Source organism: Bacillus infantis NRRL B-14911, assembly GCF_000473245.1.
In the GTDB taxonomy this organism is placed as follows: domain Bacteria; phylum Bacillota; class Bacilli; order Bacillales; family Cytobacillaceae; genus Bacillus_AB; species Bacillus_AB infantis.
The window spans coordinates 1117015-1136950 of record NC_022524.1 but is presented as its reverse complement, the minus strand read 5'-3'; the positions used below and the strand labels follow the sequence as shown (position 1 = coordinate 1136950).

General features: G+C 45.8%; 19 protein-coding genes. 3 read left to right on the top strand and 16 right to left on the bottom strand.

Annotated elements, in window-relative coordinates; all coding sequences use genetic code 11:
* Positions 1-63: 63 nt before the first annotated feature.
* Positions 64-3246 (bottom strand): efflux RND transporter permease subunit, encoded by a 3183-nt coding sequence (locus tag N288_RS05940; RefSeq protein ID WP_009795086.1) that lies wholly within the window; start codon positions 3244-3246, stop codon positions 64-66.
* 208 nt (positions 3247-3454) lie between these two features.
* Here N288_RS05940 and N288_RS05935 point away from each other — a divergent pair, with 208 nt between their 5' ends.
* Entirely contained in the window at positions 3455-4321 is an 867-nt protein-coding gene (locus N288_RS05935; protein WP_009795085.1) for a TetR/AcrR family transcriptional regulator, read from the top strand.
* 98 nt (positions 4322-4419) lie between these two features.
* On the opposite strand, the gene N288_RS05930 is transcribed toward N288_RS05935, so the two are convergent.
* From N288_RS05930 to N288_RS05910, 5 genes are all read right to left on the bottom strand, one after another.
* Positions 4420-4824 (bottom strand): hypothetical protein, encoded by a 405-nt coding sequence (locus N288_RS05930; RefSeq protein ID WP_009795084.1) that lies wholly within the window; start codon positions 4822-4824, stop codon positions 4420-4422.
* A 385-nt stretch (positions 4825-5209) separates the two neighbouring features.
* Positions 5210-5404 (bottom strand): hypothetical protein, encoded by a 195-nt coding sequence (locus N288_RS05925; RefSeq protein WP_009795082.1) that lies wholly within the window; start codon positions 5402-5404, stop codon positions 5210-5212.
* A 129-nt stretch (positions 5405-5533) separates the two neighbouring features.
* Positions 5534-6493: a thioredoxin-disulfide reductase gene (gene trxB / locus N288_RS05920; protein ID WP_009795081.1), complete on the bottom strand. Its 960-nt coding sequence runs from the start codon at positions 6491-6493 to the stop codon at positions 5534-5536.
* Between the two features lie 140 nt (positions 6494-6633).
* Positions 6634-8769 carry a heavy metal translocating P-type ATPase gene (locus N288_RS05915; protein ID WP_083783128.1) on the bottom strand — a complete coding sequence of 712 codons (2136 nt, stop codon included), beginning with the start codon at positions 8767-8769 and terminating at the stop codon, positions 6634-6636.
* The gene (locus N288_RS05910; protein WP_009795078.1) at positions 8766-9131 is read right to left on the bottom strand and encodes an ArsR/SmtB family transcription factor; all 366 of its coding nucleotides are present in this window, start codon (positions 9129-9131) and stop codon (positions 8766-8768) included. The genes N288_RS05915 and N288_RS05910 overlap by 4 nt, the downstream gene beginning before the upstream one ends.
* Positions 9132-9359: 228 nt before the next feature.
* Between N288_RS05910 and N288_RS05905 the strand changes: the two genes are divergently transcribed.
* Positions 9360-9851 (top strand): PCYCGC motif-containing (lipo)protein, encoded by a 492-nt coding sequence (locus N288_RS05905; RefSeq protein WP_269147780.1) that lies wholly within the window; start codon positions 9360-9362, stop codon positions 9849-9851.
* 206 nt (positions 9852-10057) lie between these two features.
* Here the strand turns inward: N288_RS05905 and N288_RS05900 are convergent, their stop codons facing one another.
* From N288_RS05900 to N288_RS05870, 7 genes are all read right to left on the bottom strand, one after another.
* On the bottom strand, positions 10058-11275 hold the full coding sequence (locus N288_RS05900) for an MFS transporter (protein ID WP_022543536.1): 1218 nt from the start codon (positions 11273-11275) through the stop codon (positions 10058-10060).
* A 55-nt stretch (positions 11276-11330) separates the two neighbouring features.
* Positions 11331-12695: an NAD(P)-binding domain-containing protein gene (locus N288_RS05895; protein WP_009795075.1), complete on the bottom strand. Its 1365-nt coding sequence runs from the start codon at positions 12693-12695 to the stop codon at positions 11331-11333.
* Between the two features lie 27 nt (positions 12696-12722).
* On the bottom strand, positions 12723-13175 hold the full coding sequence (locus N288_RS05890) for a MarR family winged helix-turn-helix transcriptional regulator (RefSeq protein WP_009795074.1): 453 nt from the start codon (positions 13173-13175) through the stop codon (positions 12723-12725).
* A 12-nt stretch (positions 13176-13187) separates the two neighbouring features.
* On the bottom strand, positions 13188-14318 hold the full coding sequence (locus N288_RS05885; RefSeq protein ID WP_009795073.1) for an NAD(P)-binding domain-containing protein: 1131 nt from the start codon (positions 14316-14318) through the stop codon (positions 13188-13190).
* A gap of 307 nt (positions 14319-14625) precedes the next feature.
* Entirely contained in the window at positions 14626-14922 is a 297-nt protein-coding gene (locus N288_RS05880) for a hypothetical protein (protein ID WP_009795071.1), read from the bottom strand.
* 123 nt (positions 14923-15045) lie between these two features.
* Entirely contained in the window at positions 15046-16461 is a 1416-nt protein-coding gene (locus N288_RS05875; RefSeq protein WP_009795070.1) for a SpoVR family protein, read from the bottom strand.
* A gap of 97 nt (positions 16462-16558) precedes the next feature.
* Positions 16559-16879, bottom strand: coding sequence for a DUF3889 domain-containing protein (locus tag N288_RS05870; RefSeq protein ID WP_009795069.1), 321 nt, complete (start codon positions 16877-16879; stop codon positions 16559-16561).
* Between the two features lie 211 nt (positions 16880-17090).
* Between N288_RS05870 and N288_RS05865 the strand changes: the two genes are divergently transcribed.
* The gene (locus tag N288_RS05865; RefSeq protein WP_022543534.1) at positions 17091-17339 is read left to right on the top strand and encodes a YhdB family protein; all 249 of its coding nucleotides are present in this window, start codon (positions 17091-17093) and stop codon (positions 17337-17339) included.
* Positions 17340-17370: 31 nt separating this feature from the next.
* Here the strand turns inward: N288_RS05865 and N288_RS05860 are convergent, their stop codons facing one another.
* The 3 genes from N288_RS05860 to N288_RS05850 form a co-directional block, all read right to left on the bottom strand.
* Positions 17371-18609, bottom strand: coding sequence for an MFS transporter (locus N288_RS05860; protein ID WP_009795067.1), 1239 nt, complete (start codon positions 18607-18609; stop codon positions 17371-17373).
* Between the two features lie 9 nt (positions 18610-18618).
* A complete protein-coding gene (locus tag N288_RS05855; RefSeq protein WP_009795066.1) occupies positions 18619-19149 on the bottom strand; it encodes an NADPH-dependent FMN reductase in 531 nt (176 codons plus the stop codon).
* 147 nt (positions 19150-19296) lie between these two features.
* Positions 19297-19932 carry a response regulator gene (locus N288_RS05850; protein WP_009795065.1) on the bottom strand — a complete coding sequence of 212 codons (636 nt, stop codon included), beginning with the start codon at positions 19930-19932 and terminating at the stop codon, positions 19297-19299.
* Between the last annotated feature and the right edge of the window lie 4 nt (positions 19933-19936).

Sequence of the window (19936 nt, the reverse complement as noted above, 5' to 3'; positions counted from 1 at the left end):
GCAATACTTCAGTTGAACAGAAAAAAGAGGCAGCGGGGGATTCCCGCTGCCTCTTCAGTCTGCTTATTCAGCAGCTGCTGTTTTCTTTTTTCCTCTTCTCTTCAGCTTCATTAAGCTCTCATACACAATAGGCACAATCAGCAATGTGAGAAGCGTGGAGCTTGTGAGTCCGCCTATTACGGTTACTCCCAGTCCTTTGGAAATCAGGCCGCTTCCTTCAAGTCCTACAGCCAGCGGCGCCAATGCACCGATGGTTGCGATGGCTGTCATCAGGATTGGACGAAGCCTTGTACCGGCTGCTTCCAGAAGCGCTTCCCGTGTCGGCAGGCCTTCCTGTTCCTTATGGATGACGCGGTCAATCAGGACGATTGCATTGGTCACGACAATCCCGATCAGCATCAATGCCCCGATCATGGCAGATACGCTCAAGGTCTCCCCTGCAATCAATAGCCCGACAAGAGCACCGATGATCGTGAACGGCAGTGAGAACAGGATGGCAAATGGAGCAAGCCCTCCGCCAAAAGTAATGACCAGAACGAGATATACAATCGCGATGGCAGCAAGCATCGCAAGCCCAAGCTGTGTAAAGGATTCATTGATATCCTCCGTTACACCGCCCATTGAAATTTCAACATTTGAAGGCAGCTCAAGCTTATCAGCTTCCGCATTCACATCTGCAGAAACTTTTGCAACATCCTTCGATGTAATCTCTCCGCTGACATTCGCGTAAATCCGGCCGTCCTGCCTTGTAATCGTATCGGAAGTCGTACCTTCCTGAATTTCGACCACATCTTTAATCGGAACCTCAATTCCCAGTGGAGACTGAACCGTCTGGTCTGTAAGGTCATCGATATCCTGGTAAGATTCTGCTTCCATTTCAACATATACGTTGACTTCTTCGTTATCATAATCAACCGTCGTCAGCACCTGGCGCTGGCCTGTGTTGGAAAGGCCCATTCCGATCTGTGCTGCAGACAGCCCCAGGCTGCTCAATTTCTCCTGGTCAGCTACGAGCGTGTATTCGTCATACGTATCTGAGATGCTTGTTTTAACATTTGTCAAAGAATCATTGTCTTTAAAGATGCCTTCAAGTTCGGAGATGACCGGCTCAATATCATCCATGCTCTCTCCGTATACCTGCATGGAAAGCGAACTGCTTGAACCCATTCCGGAGAAGTCCTGGCTTCCCCATTCCCCTTTATCAGCCAAACCTTTCAGCTCTTCAATCACATCTTCTTTTTCTTTATCAAAATTCTCTTTGCTATCCTCATATTCTACAAAGAACATAGCGGAATTGGACTGGCCGGGGTTCATCGGATTTTCTCCGCCCACAGAGAACTGCAGGTTTTTCACTCCGTCTCTGTCGAGAAGCATCTCTTCTGCGCGGCCGGCAATTTCCTCTACCTCTTCAAGTGTCTGGCCCGGCTCTGGTTTGTATGTGGCAATCACCATTTTCTGCTCATCGGCAGGCAGGAAAGAAACGCCGATTACTGGTACAAGGAACAAGCTTCCGACCAGCATCAGTACGGCAATCCCCGAGGTGATGATTTTGTGGTTCAATGCCCAGTTAAGGACCTTCCGGTAGCCTGAAGCAAGCTTGCCGGGCTTTTCTTCATCCTGATGCTGATGCTTGGCCGGCAATCCGTTCTTAAAGAACGTATGGGCCATAATCGGCACAATCGTAATCGCTACAAGCAGCGATGCAAGCAGGGCAAATACCACGGTAAGAGCAAACGGAAGGAACAGTTCCCCGACCGTGCCTTTAACCAGTCCAAGCGGGAGGAATACCGCAATGGTGACAATGGTCGAAGACAGGATCGGCATAAACATTTCCTTTGTTGCCGAAACAATCAGTTCCCGTCCTGACAGTTCTTCACCTTTAAGGCTCATGCGGCGGAAAATATTTTCGATGACGACAATTGAATCATCGATTACACGGCCGATGGCCACAGTCATGGCACCCAATGTCATAATGTTCAGCGTGATATCCATCTGCTTCAGCAGAAGTATCGCAATAAGCAGCGATAATGGGATTGAAATGACCGATATGATCGTCGTCCTGAAATTGCGCAGGAACAGAAGAATGATGATCATCGCAAAAATTGCCCCAAATACAGCTTTGCTCAGCATCGTCTCTACAGATTCTTCGATCGGCTCTCCCTGGTCAAAGATTGGCGTTACCTTCAAGCCATCAATGTCTTTTTCAAGCTCTGAAAGCTGTGCCTTTACATCATTGACAACTTCAACCGTATTGGCATCGGCGGCTTTAACAATCTGTACGCCGATTGATGTTTCTCCATTAGTCCTTGAGATCGATTCGGCTTTGCCGACCACTTCAATAGTGGCGATATCCTGAAGCTCAACAGTCGGAATTCCCGCAGCTGCACCAGCCTGGCCAGCGCCCTGCTGTGCACCTGCACCAGGGGCAGCACCCTGCTGCTGTCCTGCAGCCTGCTGGCCGCTTTCAGCCGGAGCACCCTGGGCCTGCTGGCCGGCTCCCTGCGGAACAGCTGGAATCTTCAGCTGTTTTAAGTCATCTATTGTAGCGATATTTCCATCAATAACAACCGATTTTTCAGTGTTTTCAAATGTATACAATCCGAGCGGGAAAGAAACATCAGAACCTTTGATGATGTTCTTGACTGTTTCTTCATCAAGCCCAAATTCAGCCATCTTTTCCTGGTCAAAGGTGAGCTGTGCTTCCTGAAGCTGCTGGCCGGATATCTGGACAGAAGAAACTCCTTCTATCCCCTCAATCGCAGGCACAATCTGGTCTTCAGCCGTTTTAGTCAGCTCAGGCAGAGATTTTTTCTCATCAGAGATGCTCAGGGACATGATTGGGAATGCATCAAGGCTGAGGCGGGAAACACCGGGCTCCTGGGCACCGTCTGGAAATTCAATGCTGTCCAGCGCTTCCTTCACTTCATCCTGTGCTTTATCCATATCTTTGTCAAAATTGTATTGTATCTGAACCGATGAAGCGTTCTGGAAGGAAGAAGAGCTTACCACTGATACTCCTTCAAGGTTTTGGACCCTCTTTTCAATCGGTTCTGAAATTTCATCTGCCACCTGTTCCGGAGTGGCACCCGGGTAGACCGTCATCACCGAAACAAGCGGGGTCGAAATGCTCGGGATGGTTTCCATTTTCATGTTCAACCCGGAATACAAGCCTGCTGCCGTAATAATAATTGTCAGAAGCCAGACAGCAAATTTGTTCTTCAGGGAAAACTGGATAATGCTTTTCATACTTCCTCTCCTTGCTATAATTGATTTAATTGACTTTTTGTATTATGATGTGACTGACTGGTCACTACAGTGCCTAGCATAACTGACTGACCGGTCATGCGTCAAGTTTTACCACAGGTTTAAAATGTGGCGATATTGTGACTGGCAGCAGAACGCTGCAGTATCTATAAATGGCTTTAAGAGACCCAGACAGGGAGGTTCTGATCAATTGAAGGAAAAAGAAAAAATGATACTTGATTCCGCTAAGAAACTATTTGCAAAAAAGGGCTTCAGCTCAACCTCCATCCAGGAAATCGTCAATGACACAGGCATGTCAAAGGGAGCCTTCTATCTTTATTTCAAATCAAAGGAAGAGCTCCTTCATGCTATTTTCGACAATAGCTTCGATGAATTGCATGCAGAAATTTTTGTATATGAAAACAGGGAACTGGAGCCCCGCGAAAAATTCATCAGCCAGCTGGGTTCCCTTTTCAATACATTTGCCACTCATAAAGACTTTATGATCATGCTTACCCGGGAGCAGGCGCTGCCAAGGGATGAAGCACTAAAGGAACTTATATTTGCACGGATCATAGAGGTGCATCAATTTTACAGAAATGGCCTGTCTTCCATCTATGGTGAAAAAATCACTCCATATCTTTGGGACCTCTCCATGATGATCGAAGGTATGTTCCACCCATTCTTTAAAATTCTTATGCACGATCCTGAAAACTTTAAAGCAGATGGGGTTGCTGAATATATCATGCGAAGGATGGACAGCATTGTCGGCGGCATCCTCGAGGAAGAGCCGATCATCTCTGAGGAAAAAAATGCAGCTCTGCTGGAAGCAGCAAAAAAAATGCTTGCCGGGCACAAGGGTAATTTAACTTCGGCGGTGAAAAGCATGAAAAAGGAAGCGTTGTCAGGAAGGCATAAAGAAGATCTGGCAGTGTCCATGGAAGTGCTGGAAGCGGAAATATTGAGCAGCAGCCCAAGGGTTCCAGTCATTCAGGGCATGCTGTCCAACTTCAAGGGAATCCAGGAATTTGATTCCTATATTTCTGTGATTGCAGCGCATTTCCATATAAACTTGTGATGGATTGGGAGGGATGTGTAAGAGCATTGACTCACCCCCCGAAAAGGCTTCATATAAAAAAAGGCAGGAGAATGCATCAATGACGCATTTTCCTGCCTTTATACCCTTTCTTTATCTTTCTCGTAAACGGACTCCTGGAATTCCTTCCATTGCCTCAGCTGTTCAGAATACATACCAAACTCTTTTTTATTCCTGCAGTCCAGGGACTGATTGACTTTATAGCTCAAATGGTTCATCTTTAATGCCAGGTCAAAGAAAGAGCATATCTTTCCGGTTAAATAATAATCTTCTAAGTCAGATATAGACATATATACTTGCCGCTCTCCGTTAATATTGATTAAAAAGAACCATCCCAGAAGGTCAACATACTTTTTCTCACACGTTATGGCCAGAACATCGCCCTTTTTCAAATCGAGCGGTCCAGGCGCCTTAGCCGCACAGCATGCCCTGCAGACAGGATATTCATGCCTGAAAGCTTCCAATACCGCAAACTGATGATTCATATCAGTCCCTCCTATCAAAAATTTTAAGATATGTATTAAAGCGGGACTGCAGAGGGGGTTTGGCAGGTCAGTCCCGCTTTAAGTGATATTGATTCTCAATATCATTAAGTTTATTATAATTGATATTGATTCTCAATGTCAATTTGAAAATAGCATTTTTAAATTTTCATTTGATTAGCTTCCGGCAGAAAAGCCGCACCCCCAAAGGGATGCGGCTTCAATGGACCTGGCGGGATTTCAACCCGCAAAATGCACAATTTTTCACAGTAGTAAAAACCGGCTGCTCTTTGCATTGAGCTACAGGCACCATGCTATTATATTCACCAGTTTACAAAACTTTATACAAAAAAAGAATGCCGCGGCAATCGCGGCACCCCCTGGATGATTATTTTATAAAAAACAGAAGCCCGGAAAAAGGACGTTTTTTCTTGTCAGTCACTTTTATTCTGTCTGCCAGAATCTTTTCCTGGTTTTCCTCGATCCATCTTTTGACTTCCATCTTATTTTCGCATGTTGTATGATACATTTCACCGCTTTTTCCTGAAGCATTAATGACATATCTGCAGCTTGTATTTCCCATGCAAAACCACCCTAATAATGATTTTTCACTCATTATAGCAGGTTCATAAAATAACGCATCCATCTTTTATCCTGCCTTTTCCCTGTTGATTTATAGCTGGTTTCCCAGCATTTTTAAAGGCAAAATCTTCTACTGGCCCTGGTTGAGGGTTTCGCTCCAATCAAGGATGGCGTCACCTTCCAGATATCTTTCGGCGTCAAGGGCCGCCATGCAGCCGGTTCCTGCAGCTGTGATGGCCTGCCTGTACCTTTTATCCTGGACATCGCCGCAGGCAAACACACCTTTGATATTGGTCTCTGTCGTGCCAGGCTTTACAGTGATATAGCCAGACTCATCCAGGTCGATCTGGCTGCCGAGGAATCCTGTGTTGGGCCTGTGGCCGATGGCAACAAAAATGCCGTCTGTTTCCAGGACTTCTTCCTCTCCGGTTTCATTATTCAGCACTTTAAGGCCGGTCACCTTATCAGATTCTGATAGGACCTCTACAGGAGTCCTGTTCAGTTTCCAGCTGATTTTCTGATTTTCCCTGGCCCTGTCCTGCATAATCTTTGAAGCCCTCAGCTCATCTCTGCGGTGGACAATGGTTACATTGTCAGCAAATTTAGTAAGGAAGTTGGCTTCTTCCATGGCAGAGTCCCCGCCGCCGATGATCAGGACCTTTTTCCCGCGGAAAAAGAACCCATCACAAGTGGCACAGGTGCTGACTCCCTTGCCTATATTGTCTTTCTCGCCGGGAATGTTTAAAAGCTTGGCAGAGGCGCCGGTTGAAAGAATGACTGATTCTGCTTCTATTTCTCCAATACCGTCTGCCTTCATCCTGAACGGCTTTTTTGAAAAATCTGCTTCTGTCACCCATCCTCTCTTAAAGACCGCACCAAAGCGTTCAGCCTGCTTTCTCATATTATCCATCAGCTCAGGACCCATGATTCCATCGGTGAAGCCCGGGAAGTTCTCGACCTCTGTCGTCAGTGTCAGCTGTCCTCCAGGCTGATCGCCCTCAATGATTACCGGATTCATATTGGCACGGGCCAAATAGATTGCTGCAGTCAGGCCGGCAGGTCCAGTTCCAAGAATTACTACCTTTTCCATTATGATCAACCTCCAATAACAGTTTCTATTGTTCCGTACCCTTTTCATCCTTATTTATAACAGGCACCTGCAACTGGCCACTTGACACTTCCCTGTAAAAAAGGAAGCTTCCCTCATGACTTGGGAAGCTTCCTGCAGATCTATTTGTCCCTTATTCTTAAAAGCCGCAGCCCATTCAGCGTGACAATCAATGTTGCGCCCATATCAGCAAAGATGGCAATCCATAAAGTAAGCCAGCCGGGAATGACGAGCAGCAGGGCCACAAGCTTAATGCCCAGCGAGAATGTAATGTTCTGCTTGATGATCGTCATTGCTTTTTTGCTCAGCTTAACCGTAAAAGGCAGCTTCCCGAGGTCATCAGCCATCAGTGCAATATCAGCCGTTTCAAGAGCTGTATCCGTACCAGCGCCTCCCATGGCAATCCCAACTGTTGAAGCAGCCAGTGCAGGTGCATCATTCACACCGTCTCCCACCATGCCGGCACGTTTATATTTCTCCCGCAAGTCTTTGATATAGGAAAGTTTGTCTGCAGGCAGCAATTCGGCTTTGATGTCGGTTACCCCCGCTTGGACTCCAATGGCTTTTGCCGTTCCAAGATTATCACCTGTCAGCATAATAGTTTTCTCAATTCCTAATGCATGAAGCTTTTGAATGACATCCCTGCTATTTTCCCTCAGCACATCTGCAACAGCAATCACTCCCATTATTCCAGCAGGAGTTCCTGCTGCCATCACTGTCTTGCCCTGGTTTTGCAGGTCCAGTATCACCGTTCTTAATTCTTCAGGAATTCCATTCTGCAGTACTTCATCAAAAAGATTTGGACTGCCGACATAGCAGGTTTCACCACCTATCTTGCCTTTAATTCCTTTTCCCGTGATGGAGGCAAAGTCCTCCACTTCAATGTTTTGATAGTCCAGCCCTTCCTGCTCCGCTTTTTTCATGATGGCTGATGCCAATGGATGCCGGGAGCCGTTCTCAAGGGCAGCCACAGCAGAAAGCAGCTGTTTGGAGTCAGTCCCTGGAGAAGGGATAAAATCTGTAACAGCGGGACTCCCTTTTGTGAGGGTCCCTGTTTTATCGAATGCCAGGGCTTTTATGCCCCCCATCTCCTCCAGATGGATTCCGCCTTTGATCAGTACTCCATTTTTAGCAGCATTGCCAATCGCCGTCACAATGGCAACCGGAGTTGAAATGACCAGGGCACACGGACAGCCAACCACCAGCACTGCCAACCCCTGGTAGATCCATTCGCTCCAATCAGCACCAAAAAATAGAGGCGGAACAACTGCCGCACCGAATGCCACCACTATAATAATTGGTGTGTAGTACTTGGCAAATCTGTCGACAAATGCCTGTGAAGGGGCTCTTTCGGCCTGGGCTTCTTCAACAAGATGAATGATTTTGGCAATTGTTGTATCTTCTACGCGCTTGGTCACCTTAATTTCAAGGACACCTTCTTCATTTATCGTCCCAGCGAATACTTCATCTCCCTTTGTTTTTGACACAGGGACAGATTCACCCGTAATGGCAGCTTGATTAACAGAAGATAAGCCTTTATCCACTGTTCCATCCATCGCAATTTTCTGGCCTGGCTTTACTATCATGATATCGCCAAGCTGGATATCCTCCACCTCAACCATCAGTTCCTGATTTCCCCTGCGGATCAGCGCTTCCCTAGGGGATATATCCATCAGCGTCCGGATCGACTGGCGTGCTTTATCCATTGAATAGGTTTCCAGGGCCTCACTGATGGCAAATAATATGACAACAGTGGCCCCTTCCCCCCATTCACCTATAAATGCTGCACCAATGACCGCTATGGTCATCAGCGTCCTCATATCAAACTGGAGGCGGAAAAGGTTTTTTAAGCCTGTAATAAAAAGACGGCAGCCGCCGATTGCTATTGAAGCTGCGTACGCCAGGGCAGAGAACAAACTTTCCTCGCCGTTCATGTGTCCAGCTGCCCAGCCGATAATCAGCAGGACGAAGGAAGCTATAACATAAGAATGCTTTTGCCAAAAAGGCTCTTTCTTTTCTTCAAACCGCTGATTCTCAGGGATGATCCGCAGGTTTTCAAAGGCACCGGCCTTTTCCAGTTCCTTAATCGTGGCGTCTCCGTATACAGTCAGTTTTGAAGCGCCAAAGTTTACATTTGCATTAGAAACACCATCCAGGTGTTTTACGTTCTTTTCGAACTTAGCTGCACAGCCTGCTCAGGAAAAGCCCTGCACTCTATAGACCGTTTTATCAATAGATTTCCCCAAAGACTCACTCATTGGCCGGCCACCTCCTTTTGATGTTCGAAGGCAATCCGTATCAGCTGCTTCACATGCTCATCATCCAGGGAATAATAAACGAGCTTGCCTTCTTTGCGGTATTTTGCCAAACCAAGATTGCGCAGCAGGCGCAAGTGGTGGGAGGCTGTAGCAGTCGTACTGCCGACAATATTGGCCACATCACATACGCACAGCTCCTGTTCATGGCAAAGGGAAAGAGCAATCTTGACCCTGGTATCATCGGACAGCGCTTTGAATATTTGCGCAACTGCCTGTGTATTTTCTTTTTCAATGCTTTTCTTTATACGTTTAACTTTTACTTCATCCACACATTTTACTTCACAAATGTCATTCTGCTTCATAGCTTCACCTCAACATTCAAACATGTATTTGATTATTAGTTTATGCAATTATTGGCAAACGGTCAAATAATTGTTTGAATGTTCCGGGAAAATTTCTGTGAAGTATGTGTCTATTTTTTGAAAAAGCAAAAATCCTTTCTGACATTTGTTCAATAAGGATTGTTTCATTGAGAGGTTTTTTTGTATGCTAGCATAGTAAAAGAAGATTTAAAGAGAGAGGGAGGTTCGATGAAGAGATCTATTTTTCCGATTCTTGCTGCTATTACGCTTGCGGCAGGATGTTCTTCTGCAGAGGAGGATTCCTCACATGCAGGCCATTCAGATGAACATAAGGATCAGGGTGCTCCAGAATTAACTTATACCCTGGGAAGCAATGATTGGGCGGCCGTGACCACTTACACAGACAGCCCGGAAATACTGGAAGCTTATCAGTTTGCAGTCGAGCATCCCGAGGTACTTAATTATATGCCATGCTATTGCGGCTGCTACGAGGAAGATGGCCACGAAAGCAATACCAATTGCTTTGTTGACAGTGTCAGCGGCAGCACCGTTTCCCTTGATACAATGGGCTTTGGCTGAGGGGTCTGTGTAGACATAGCCCGTGAGGCTAAATCAGAGTTTAATAAAGGGACACCTCTTAAGGATATCCGTACAATGATCGATGAGAAATATAAAGGGACAGGGATTGAATCAACTCCTACCCCAATGCCTGAAGTGTAAAAGCTTTGGCGGCAAAGGAAAAGCACACATCTGAAACTGCAGATGTGTGCTTTCTATTTTTGAATTTTAACAGGAGCTGCCTTCATTTTCACATTTCTTACTTAAACCAAGACCTGCGCTTGACTCAAACGCCAGTTTCGCTGAACCGCTTGATGCGATCTCCTATCTCATCACGCACATGCTTACCTACCTTTCGTTAACCTGCCTCAATTGGCATAGGATAATTCTGTGGGTTTAAAAAATTTCCACATAAAGATGATTAGCAGCATGATGCCTGAAGCCAGCCAAAAAACATTTGCCATTCCTATTGCTTTTTCTAACGAATATCCAGAGATTGGCCCTACAGCTGCTCCCAGATCAATTACGATTGTATAAGATGTCATAAAAAAGACTTTCCCTGAAGACTTAGAACAATATTGAGACATAAGTGTATCCATCACGGTAATAAGACTTGAAGAGGTCAGCAGATGCAAAAGTAAAAAAGGCAGCCATACTGCAATCGGCAGATGCAGGGGAATCACCGCCAGAAGAATCGCAGCCACACCTAAAAATGACAGCAGTATCTTGTGTTTTTCATCTGTTCTGTCCAATGCAGATCCTACTTTTGACACGACGAAAGGAGCAATTCCCCATCTGATTGCCTGCATAATGCCAGCTAAAGCAGCTGCCCCTATGGCCAGCCCATGGATATTGACTTGATCTGAGTATTGAATTTCAATCAAATGGCTTAAGCTTGCTGTCAGCATCCCATCAAGAAGCATCATCACCAGGAAGGCTGTCAGAAAAATCCTGATTAATTCTGGTTCCTTAAGCAGCTTCACATTTTCATATATGGTTGGTCCTGTTTGTTTTGGCGTATTTGTATGCAGAGCCTCAGGAAGAAATAGATGCAGGAAAGGAAGAATGATGAAAACAGAAAACCCTAATATCATACTGATGGCTGACATCCCGAACAAATCAGCAAACAGACCCCCTAGAAGCATGCCGAACAGGCTTCCGAGCCTGTACAGCCCGTTATACAACCCCATGAGCTGGCCCCGATTGCTGTCCGCTGCAAGCTGTAATATCAATAAATAAGCTCCAATCTTAAATATGGACCAGCAGAACCCCCAGATTGACCGAAGAAGAATCCACAATTCAAAATCTTTCACCACACCATATCCTAAGGTCGTGATGCCGCTAAAAATAACAGCTATGTACATCGCATTTCGAAATGTGACCTTTTTAAAGAAAAAACCAATGAGCGGATTCAGCGGCAGTCTCACAAAGCGGTTAACAGAAAGTAATACGCCGACCTGGATCAAAGATGAAAGCCCCGCTTCTTTCCAATGGACCGGCAAAACAATATAAAGCATAGAATCACCAGCCATACAGATTGCGGTCAAAAGGGCCATGCCTATTATAGTCTGCCTGTCAGTCTGCATTCTGCCCTCCCCTTTCAAAAGGACCAGTCATGTTTGGCTGGTCCTTTGTGCTGACTTATAAATTTTTTAATTCCAGCGAAGCGACAACGGCAGGTCCGCAGCAAGATTCCTGGCCGGCGCTCGCAGCCATGGTGTCAGACACACAGCAGCTTGATTGGATATTCGTGCTGCATACCCCTGTCTCGGGCAGCTCAAGCTGCACTTCTTTTGCGCCTTCTTTATCGCCGGTTAGATACGCTACTATGGAACGGACCTGTTCATAGCCTGTCGCAAGCAGGAAAGTCGGGGCCCTGCCATAGCTCTTCATGCCTGCAATATAGAAGTCCTTCTCAGGCTGGCGCAGTTCCTTTTCCCCATGCGGCCGGACGGTCCCGCAGCTATGGATATTCGGATCTATCAGCGGTGCAAGTTCCCCGGCACTTTCTACTGCAGCATCCAGCTGCAGCCTCACTTCATGCAGGAATGCTGTATCCGGCCGGAACCCCGTGCCTGCCACAATTTCATCAATATCCCCAATGGACATCTCTTCTCCATTCAGTTCTCCGATTAAGGCTAGTTTACCGTTGACTGATTGGACCTTGCTGATATGAAACGGAGTTAAAACCTCCACAGCCCCGGACTCCACAAGCTGCTGAATTCTGATACCGAGTTCTCCGCGGGCAGGCAGCCCATCGTTTTCCTGCCCGCCATACACTTCAGATATATGCTTTTTTCGAAGTATCCAGTGAATAGCTGTATCAGGATATTCTTCTTTAAGCCTCGCCAGTTCAAGGAGGCCGTTAATGGCAGAATGGCCGCTGCCCACCACTGCAATGGTTTTATTTTTATATTTGCTTCCCTGCTTTTGAATATCAGGGATACCATAATGAATGCGGTCTCTCAGCGTTCTTTCTGACTTCGTCCAGATTCCATTCGATAATATAGGATTGGGATTAGTCCATGTACCTGAGCAGTCAATTACGGCTCTCGCTTCGAATAATTCTGTGGAATCTTCAACATCCACATAGATTTGAAATGGAGCGCTGTCCCTCTTTCCCGTTTTGAGTTTATCGTGTGCTTTTCTTGCGATACCGGTGACTTTTGCTTGTAATAAAATGTTTTTCTTTATGGCCGGAAGGCTGCTTAAAGGAAGCAGATACCGCTCGATAAGCTCCTTGCCTGCAGGCAGCTCTTGATCATCCGGAGCTTCCCATCCTGATGCCTCCAGCAATTCCTTCGCTGCTGCATCCACATTGTACTGCCAGGGGGAGAACATTCTGACATGGCTCCATTCCTTTATGCTGGAACCCGCACCATCACCGGATTCAAATAATATAAATGGCTCTTCTTTTTTCACTAAATGGGCTGCTGCTGCAAGACCGACCGGACCTCCTCCAATAATCGCAACAGGCAATTGCCCCTCATTAACCCTCTTCATCATATGTCCTCCTCTATTTAAGCAAAATTTTTAACAGCCTTTATTGTCTTTCCTGTCTCCGCAGCATACCGGGGATTCTGTCATGACATTCGCCAGAAGGCGGACGGATCGCTGGACAATATCCCGCTCAAAATCATTCATACGGGCAAAGACATCTTCCAGATAGGTATTCACCTGCTCATCAATGCCATCTGCAACCTTCTTTCCTGAGTCTGTCAATGAAAGGATGCTCGCCCTTTTATCTTCTTTGGATGGAAGCTTTTCAACCAGCCCCATTTTGCTTAATGTCTGAATCTGCCTCGAAAAAGTGGCAATTTCCACACCCAGAAGATCAGCGACATACTGCATGGACGGATTATGATTGACGCTTATTTCATAAAGGATATGGCTTTGAATCGCGGATACATCTATTCCATCTACAGAACAGCACACTTTGTTCAGCAGTCCAAAGCTTCTGGTAATGGATTGAAATGATTCTCTCATGCTAGTCCCTCCCTATATCAATGCAATCTTTTTTTCCTTCGTTTCCGTGATGCCGGAAATGATGGAGCAAGCTGTTTTTCTAAGGCCTAATATAAATCTGAATGTCGGACCATGACTATGGGATGAAAGGGGACCTGCAAAATAAAGTCCAGGTATATTCGATTCAAATGACTCACTCAATCTTGGGAACTGGGAAAAACCTTGTTCCCTGTCAATTTGCTCACGCAATTCGGCATTGATAAAATAGGCTTTGTCTAAATCGATATGAAACCCTGAAGCTGACAGGAGATGGTCCGCCAGCTTTTCTGTCCCATCAGACAACTTTAACAGCAACTGGCCATCCTGTTCTTTTATCTGTTGAATTTGTACATTTGCCCTTTGGGGAACGATTCCGTCGACATATGGTTTTAAGAAATGGGCAATACTCCCTGGCGACTGGCCCCATTCTTCTTTCTTTTCATCATCAGTGAGATGGAAGAATACATTACCCAGATCCCTCAGTTCTATCTCAGCTTCTCTGCTTCCGGCATAATTAGGTGATGCGGCTCTGTACACCAGCTCCACCTCTGCTCCCTCACGCTTTAATAGACCGGCTGCTTCCCATGCACTCTGTCCGCTTCCGAGCACGATAACCTTTTTATCCTTAAAAGCGGAGAAGTCTGTGTATCCGGAAGTATGGGAAACCAGCTTCGGGGAAAAATTTTTAACCATTTCCGGCAAGTATTTATAATGTTCAACTCCCGTTGCAACAACTACATTTCTGGCAAAATGCTTTTCGCCTGAATCTGAAACAACTTCATAGATGCCTTCCTTAAAGGAAACATGAGTGATTAATTGAGGAGTAAATATGATTCCTGCTTTCTCCGCAAACCAGCTGGCATATTGTGTAAAAATCGTACGCGGAAGAGGAGTCACAAGCTGTATCCCTGTTTCCGCTGCAAATTGATGTACTGTCCACTTATCCTCAGGATCAGAAAAACTCACAAAATCATGCGGGGTTCGGATAAACATATCCTGCGGCATTTGATTTTTCCAAAAATCCATAGGATATCCAAAAATTTTATAAGAAAGACCATTTCCCAATGCATGGGCAGCAAGTGAAATTCCATAAGGCCCAGAACCAATAATGATGACATCCAACATAATAACCTCTCCTTTAGTTTACAAAATTGAGTAAATTTATGTATAAATAAAATACTTATAATTAATTTATAATACTTTTAGTTGAAATTTACAAGTAATTTTTTAAAAAAAAAAAAAAAAAGAAGCCAGCAGGCCCTGATGTATTTAGCAGCCAATTGCTCTCATATCTTTTTAATAAACCGGCAGTATGAGAGGAAATGAGTGATGGACTTATAGAAGCTTTTTTCGTTTTGTTGGATTTTTGGTCAATATGCTTTCCTCTTCCTTATGGAGGGCCAGAAAAAAAGAAATGACATGCAGAAGGATTTCACTTGAAAAAATCAAGCAACTTCATCCACCATGGATCATCAAATTGACCATCAGATACCTGATGAAAACCGCTGAAGATCCCCAAATGTGTGATACCCTGTTCATGGTGGACATTTGGCGTATAGAAAGAGAAAAAAAGAAAATTCGTTCTCTCTGCTTTAACGATTGCCGGAGGCGGTTCTCCAGTTTGCTTCTCACTAAATTCCAGATAGTCCTGTTTTGAAGGATTGGTCAGGATCAATAAAATGGCCAGTAGAACTGCAGCTCCAAAAATAGATAAGCTCCTATTCCTCATGAATCTGTACCTCCATTCTTCTTCTTAGAAGCACATTTCGTTTAATTCCCCTGTAAATCCTTTTTTTTAAACGATTTTGCCCAAAAGAAAAGGAAGCCGAACGGCTCCCCGTTTTTTTTATCCCTACAAATACTTCCTGTGTATCCCTTTCCCGTCATAGGTAAACAGCATCTGCTTGCCCTCAACGATCGTTTCGAGATTGACGCTGCGCCCCCAGAGCTGATGAACATAAGGAAGGACTTTCTCAAGGTACTTCAGATCCAGTTCAATTCCTTCAAATCCGTGCTTTAAGTACAGCTCCCCGTTTTTCAGATAGTCTCCGTCTGCGACTGTTAAGTATGGGAACCCTCCATTGACCCTCATGCTGACAAGCTGATCCCTTACCTCTTCCCAGCCTTTGTCCACGATCTTATAATCCTTCCCCTGCTTCTGAAACAGATACATATCCTCCCGCATGACAAGATCCTTAGTCAGGTAATTGCGCAGGAAGGAGATATCTGATTCGACCTCGCGCACTTCAAACATCTTCTCCCTGCCGGATCCGCTTTGGACGCCGCGCTTTTTCATTTCCTCTGAAGGATTGTCATAGCGGTCTTCAATATCCTCGAAAATTTTCAGGCCAAGATAATATGGATTGATATTAGTCCTCGAAGGCTGCACCACCCCTGCGTTAAGCTTCGCAAATTCAATGGATTCATCGCTGGTCAGATCCATCTCGCGGAGGATCCTCTGGTGCCAGAAGGATGCCCAGCCTTCGTTCATGATCTTCGTTTCCAGCTGCGGCCAGAAATACAGCATTTCCTCGCGCATCATCGTCAGTATATCCCGCTGCCAGTCTGTAAGCTCCCGGCTGTATGATTCAATAAACAGCAGGAGGTCCTTTTCAGGCTGCGGGGGAATTTTCTTCAGCTTCTTTTTCTTCTCAGGCTTCTTTTTGCTTCTGCTGTCCAGATTCCAGAGATCATCGTAAGGAGTCGCAGCCGGTGCTTCCTCTTCTTCATATTCAAAGTCTTCCGCGCTCCAGGCAAGCTTCGGCCGCATCAGGCTTGGATCAATATGCTCCTCGATGGCTAGCACAGCATCCAGGAAGGTTTCCACCTCATGCTTCCCATGCTCGATTTCATACTGGCGGATCCTTTCTGCTGTTGCAGACATGCTCTCCACCATGTCCCTTTTTGTATTCTGGAAACGGATATTGTTCTTGAAAAAGTCGCAGTGGGCCAGGACGTGGGCCACAATCAGTTTATTCTGGATAAGCGAATTCGAGTCAAGCAGAAACGCGTAGCAGGGATCTGAATTGATGACAAGCTCATATATTTTTGATAGGCCAAGGTCATAATGAAGCTTCATCTTATAAAACTGCTTGCCAAAGCTCCAGTGGGAAAATCGTGTGGGCATCCCGTAGGCGCCAAATGTATAAATGATATCGGCAGGGCATATTTCATACCGCATCGGATAAAAATCCAAGCCGAAACCCGTGGCAATCTCGGTTATTTCCTGTATGGCATGCTCAAGGCCTTTGCGGTCGGTGTCTCTCATCATCTCTCCTCCTTCATCTTCTTATCTCAATTTATGAGAGAAGGACGGGATTGATGAATCAATAAAAAGGGACTCTGCATCCTGAGTCCCTTAGTGCCTACTTTTTCTCTTCCACCGACAAGCTGATCAATTTATCATTGACAGTGTCATGCGACACCCTTACGACAACTGTCTTTGTTTTCTGTCCTTCTTTTACCTGAAACTCGAACAGATCTGCTGCCGTATTCTCTGATAATGCCTGGCGCCCCTGGTACTGGTAGTCGACGACTTCTTCCCCGGGATAATCCTCTTTGATCACGGAAGTCGCTATGCGGCCGAATTTTTCATAATCAGGCTTCTGCACAGCCAGGGCTGCCGGAGAAGCAAGTGCTGATAATAAGAATCCAAAAAGCAGCATAGAAAGAAAATGTTTTTTCATTTTTCAATCCTCCATCTTTTTCATTAGCTTTCTTCAGAACTGCAGACTTTATGCATGGTCATTTACTGCAGAGAAGTATCCTACACTGCTTGTTCTATACAGGTAAAAGATGAAAGACGCGCTGTATCAGGAAGACCAAGATTTGCTGAGAGAAATCTGTACTGAAGGGCGCAAACTAATATCATCTCCTCAACATAGGAGGGTGAGCCAGATGAATAAAGTCGATTATGACCGGGCGTTATACTACACACACCGTTCAGAATGGGATAATCTCCTGATATTAATGGTCCGAACCCAGGACCAGTTCCTTTCCAAGAAAATTGAGCATTTCCTGCATGCGTATAACTTTGAAAAAGACTATTCCATGATCGAAAAGCATTTGTATTCTTTGCTGAGATATATCGATCATGCAAATGAAATTTCAGAGGACAGCCTGTTCAAGGAGCCTTTGTCAATATAACAAAAAAAATTCCACCAAAAAACACGGTCAATCAGGCCGTGTTTTCCTTTGCTTCCCCTATTGTTTTCTCCTGCTGTCCTTCCTGGAGCAGCTTTCCTGCAATAACAGCTGCTGCGAAGGAAAAAATAAGCAGGAAGGATAGAATATAAAAACTGAAAGCTATGCTGGGGGCTCCTGACAGCCCGGTAAAAACAAGCAGCAGCAGCGTCCGGATTAAAAGCCCCATGGACCGGAAAAGGCTGTCTGTCCTGCCGATCAGATGATTCGGCACCCTTTCCATCATCAGTGCATTCCTGGCCACTCTTGTTCCAGCATTGCCAAAGGCAAGGAAGATCGCTAAGGACAAGAAGACAGGAACATCTTTTATAAAAACAATGACCGAAATGGCTGCTGTATAGGCACCGATCGTCAGAATCATCGACCTTTCATTGCCCCACCGGGAAGTGATGGCCGGAACAGCGAGTCCGGCCAATGCGGCTCCTATCCCATAAATCATGCTTTGGGTTCCATATACCGAAGCATCAGCCTGCAGAATATCCGCGATATAAACAGGGAACAGATAATTGGTCACCATGACGCCAATAAAAGGCATCATTGAAGCAAAAAGGAAGACAAACAGCACCGGACTTGCTTTAAGAAACAGCAGACCGCCTCCAGCTTTCACTTTCCCCTGCTGTTTAACAGAATTTTCTCCTGAGGTATAAGGAATCAGCCAAAACAGCCCAAATGCTCCCAGATAGGTCAAAGCATCAATCAGCAGCAGCCGCTCCAGAGGGACAGTGGATATGATGGCCGCTGCAAGCGCCCCCGCTGCCACGCTTGAAAGCTGGCCCTGAATCTCCATGGCGCCATTGAGCCTTCTATAGTGGGAAGGGTCGAAAATTTCCTGGTTGAATGCAAAGATGGCGGGATAAAACAATGTATAATAAAGGCTTCCAGCCCCGTACAGAATGATTAGATGAACTGTTTCATAATCGAGTCCAAAATAGCCGGCTGCGGAAAAAGCAGCGATTATGATAAAGCCTGCTCCTTCCCCGAACAAAAGTATCCTTTTGCGGGAAAAGCGGTCAATCAGCTGGCCAAAAAACGGTGTAACAGCAAAATTGATGATGGTCATGGCTATGGCCGCATAACCGAAAACCTTCCCGCCGTTTTCACCGGATGCAAGCAGCCAGGGAATCGCAATCATGGTAATCCCAGACCCGATGGAAGACAGAATATTGGCAGCAACAATAAAGCAGAAGCGACGATCGCGGTACAATCCATTCATGCTTTTTCCTTACTTGCCTTTCATCTGGACATAGCCATTTACATAAAGTTTCAGTTCATCCATCAGCTGATCGACGAGAGCTGCCGGCTCCTCGTTCAGCCCGTCATTATCATAATCAAAGCAGTGAGGATCAAGCACAAGCTGTTTTGGGATCACATTTGCATAGACCCCTCTTCCAACAGTCCTCATATTATTCAGGGCATTAATGCCCCCTTTTCCTCCGCCGGATACAGCGAGCAGTGCAACCGGCTTATGTGCGAACTGATCACTGCTCAGAAAATCAAGGGCGTTTTTCAGCACGCCGCTCATGGCGCTATGGTATTCAGGCGAAGCAAGAACGATCCCATCTGCCTCTGCAGCCCTCTGGCGCAGCTCCTTTACAGCCGTCAGCTCGTACTGGTGCTGCTCCCCGCTGTAAAGGGGAATCTCACCCAGGCTTAAATCAATCAGGTCTGCTCCGTACTTTTTCGCAATATACCGGGCAGCGATTCCTGTTCTGCCCTTTTTTCGTGGACTTCCGCTAAATACTGCAATTTTCATGCTAGTTCTCTCTCCTTTTCTGTAGCTTCTCTATGTTCTTATTATAGGGAGAGACTGCACCGCGGAAATCGTCGCTTTGTTTTAATGTTACATACACATTTAGTCTAACTGAAAATTCAGGCACCTACAACTTTGGATGGAGCCGTATTAAACAAGCTTCTCCCTCACAGCCAGCAGTGCTGCCTGCGTCCGGTCCGAGATCTCGAGCTTTGACAGCAGATTGGATACATGTGTCTTGACCGTTTTCTCTGTGATAAAAAGGGAGGCAGCGATTTCTTTGTTGCTTTTCCCTTTCGCTATCTCCTTCAATACATCGAGTTCCCTTTTTGTCAGTTCATCTATTGGGCTTTTCTTCTTATCCTTATTGGACAGATGTGACAGCAGGTGGGAGGTTGCCTTTGGATGCAGCTGATTTTCCCCTTGCGTAACCTGGACGATCGCCTTGACAAGCTCATCCGGTTCAATATCCTTCAGCTGGTATCCGGAAGCCCCTGCCTCAAGTGCCGGAATGACATGGTCCTGATCGGAAAAGCTGGTTAGCATTAGAACCTTTGTTTCCGGGTATTTCTGTTTGATCATTCTTGTTGCCTCTATCCCATTCATATTCGGCATATCCAGGTCCATGAGGACTATATCCGGCTTTAGTCTCCCTGTCTGCTCGACTGCTTCCAGCCCGTCCTTTGCCTCCCCCGCAATTTCAATCTCCTTCTGCGTCTTAAGGAAAAAAATCAGACCCCTTCTGACAACATTGTGGTCATCAGCCACCAGCACGCGCACTTTCATCATA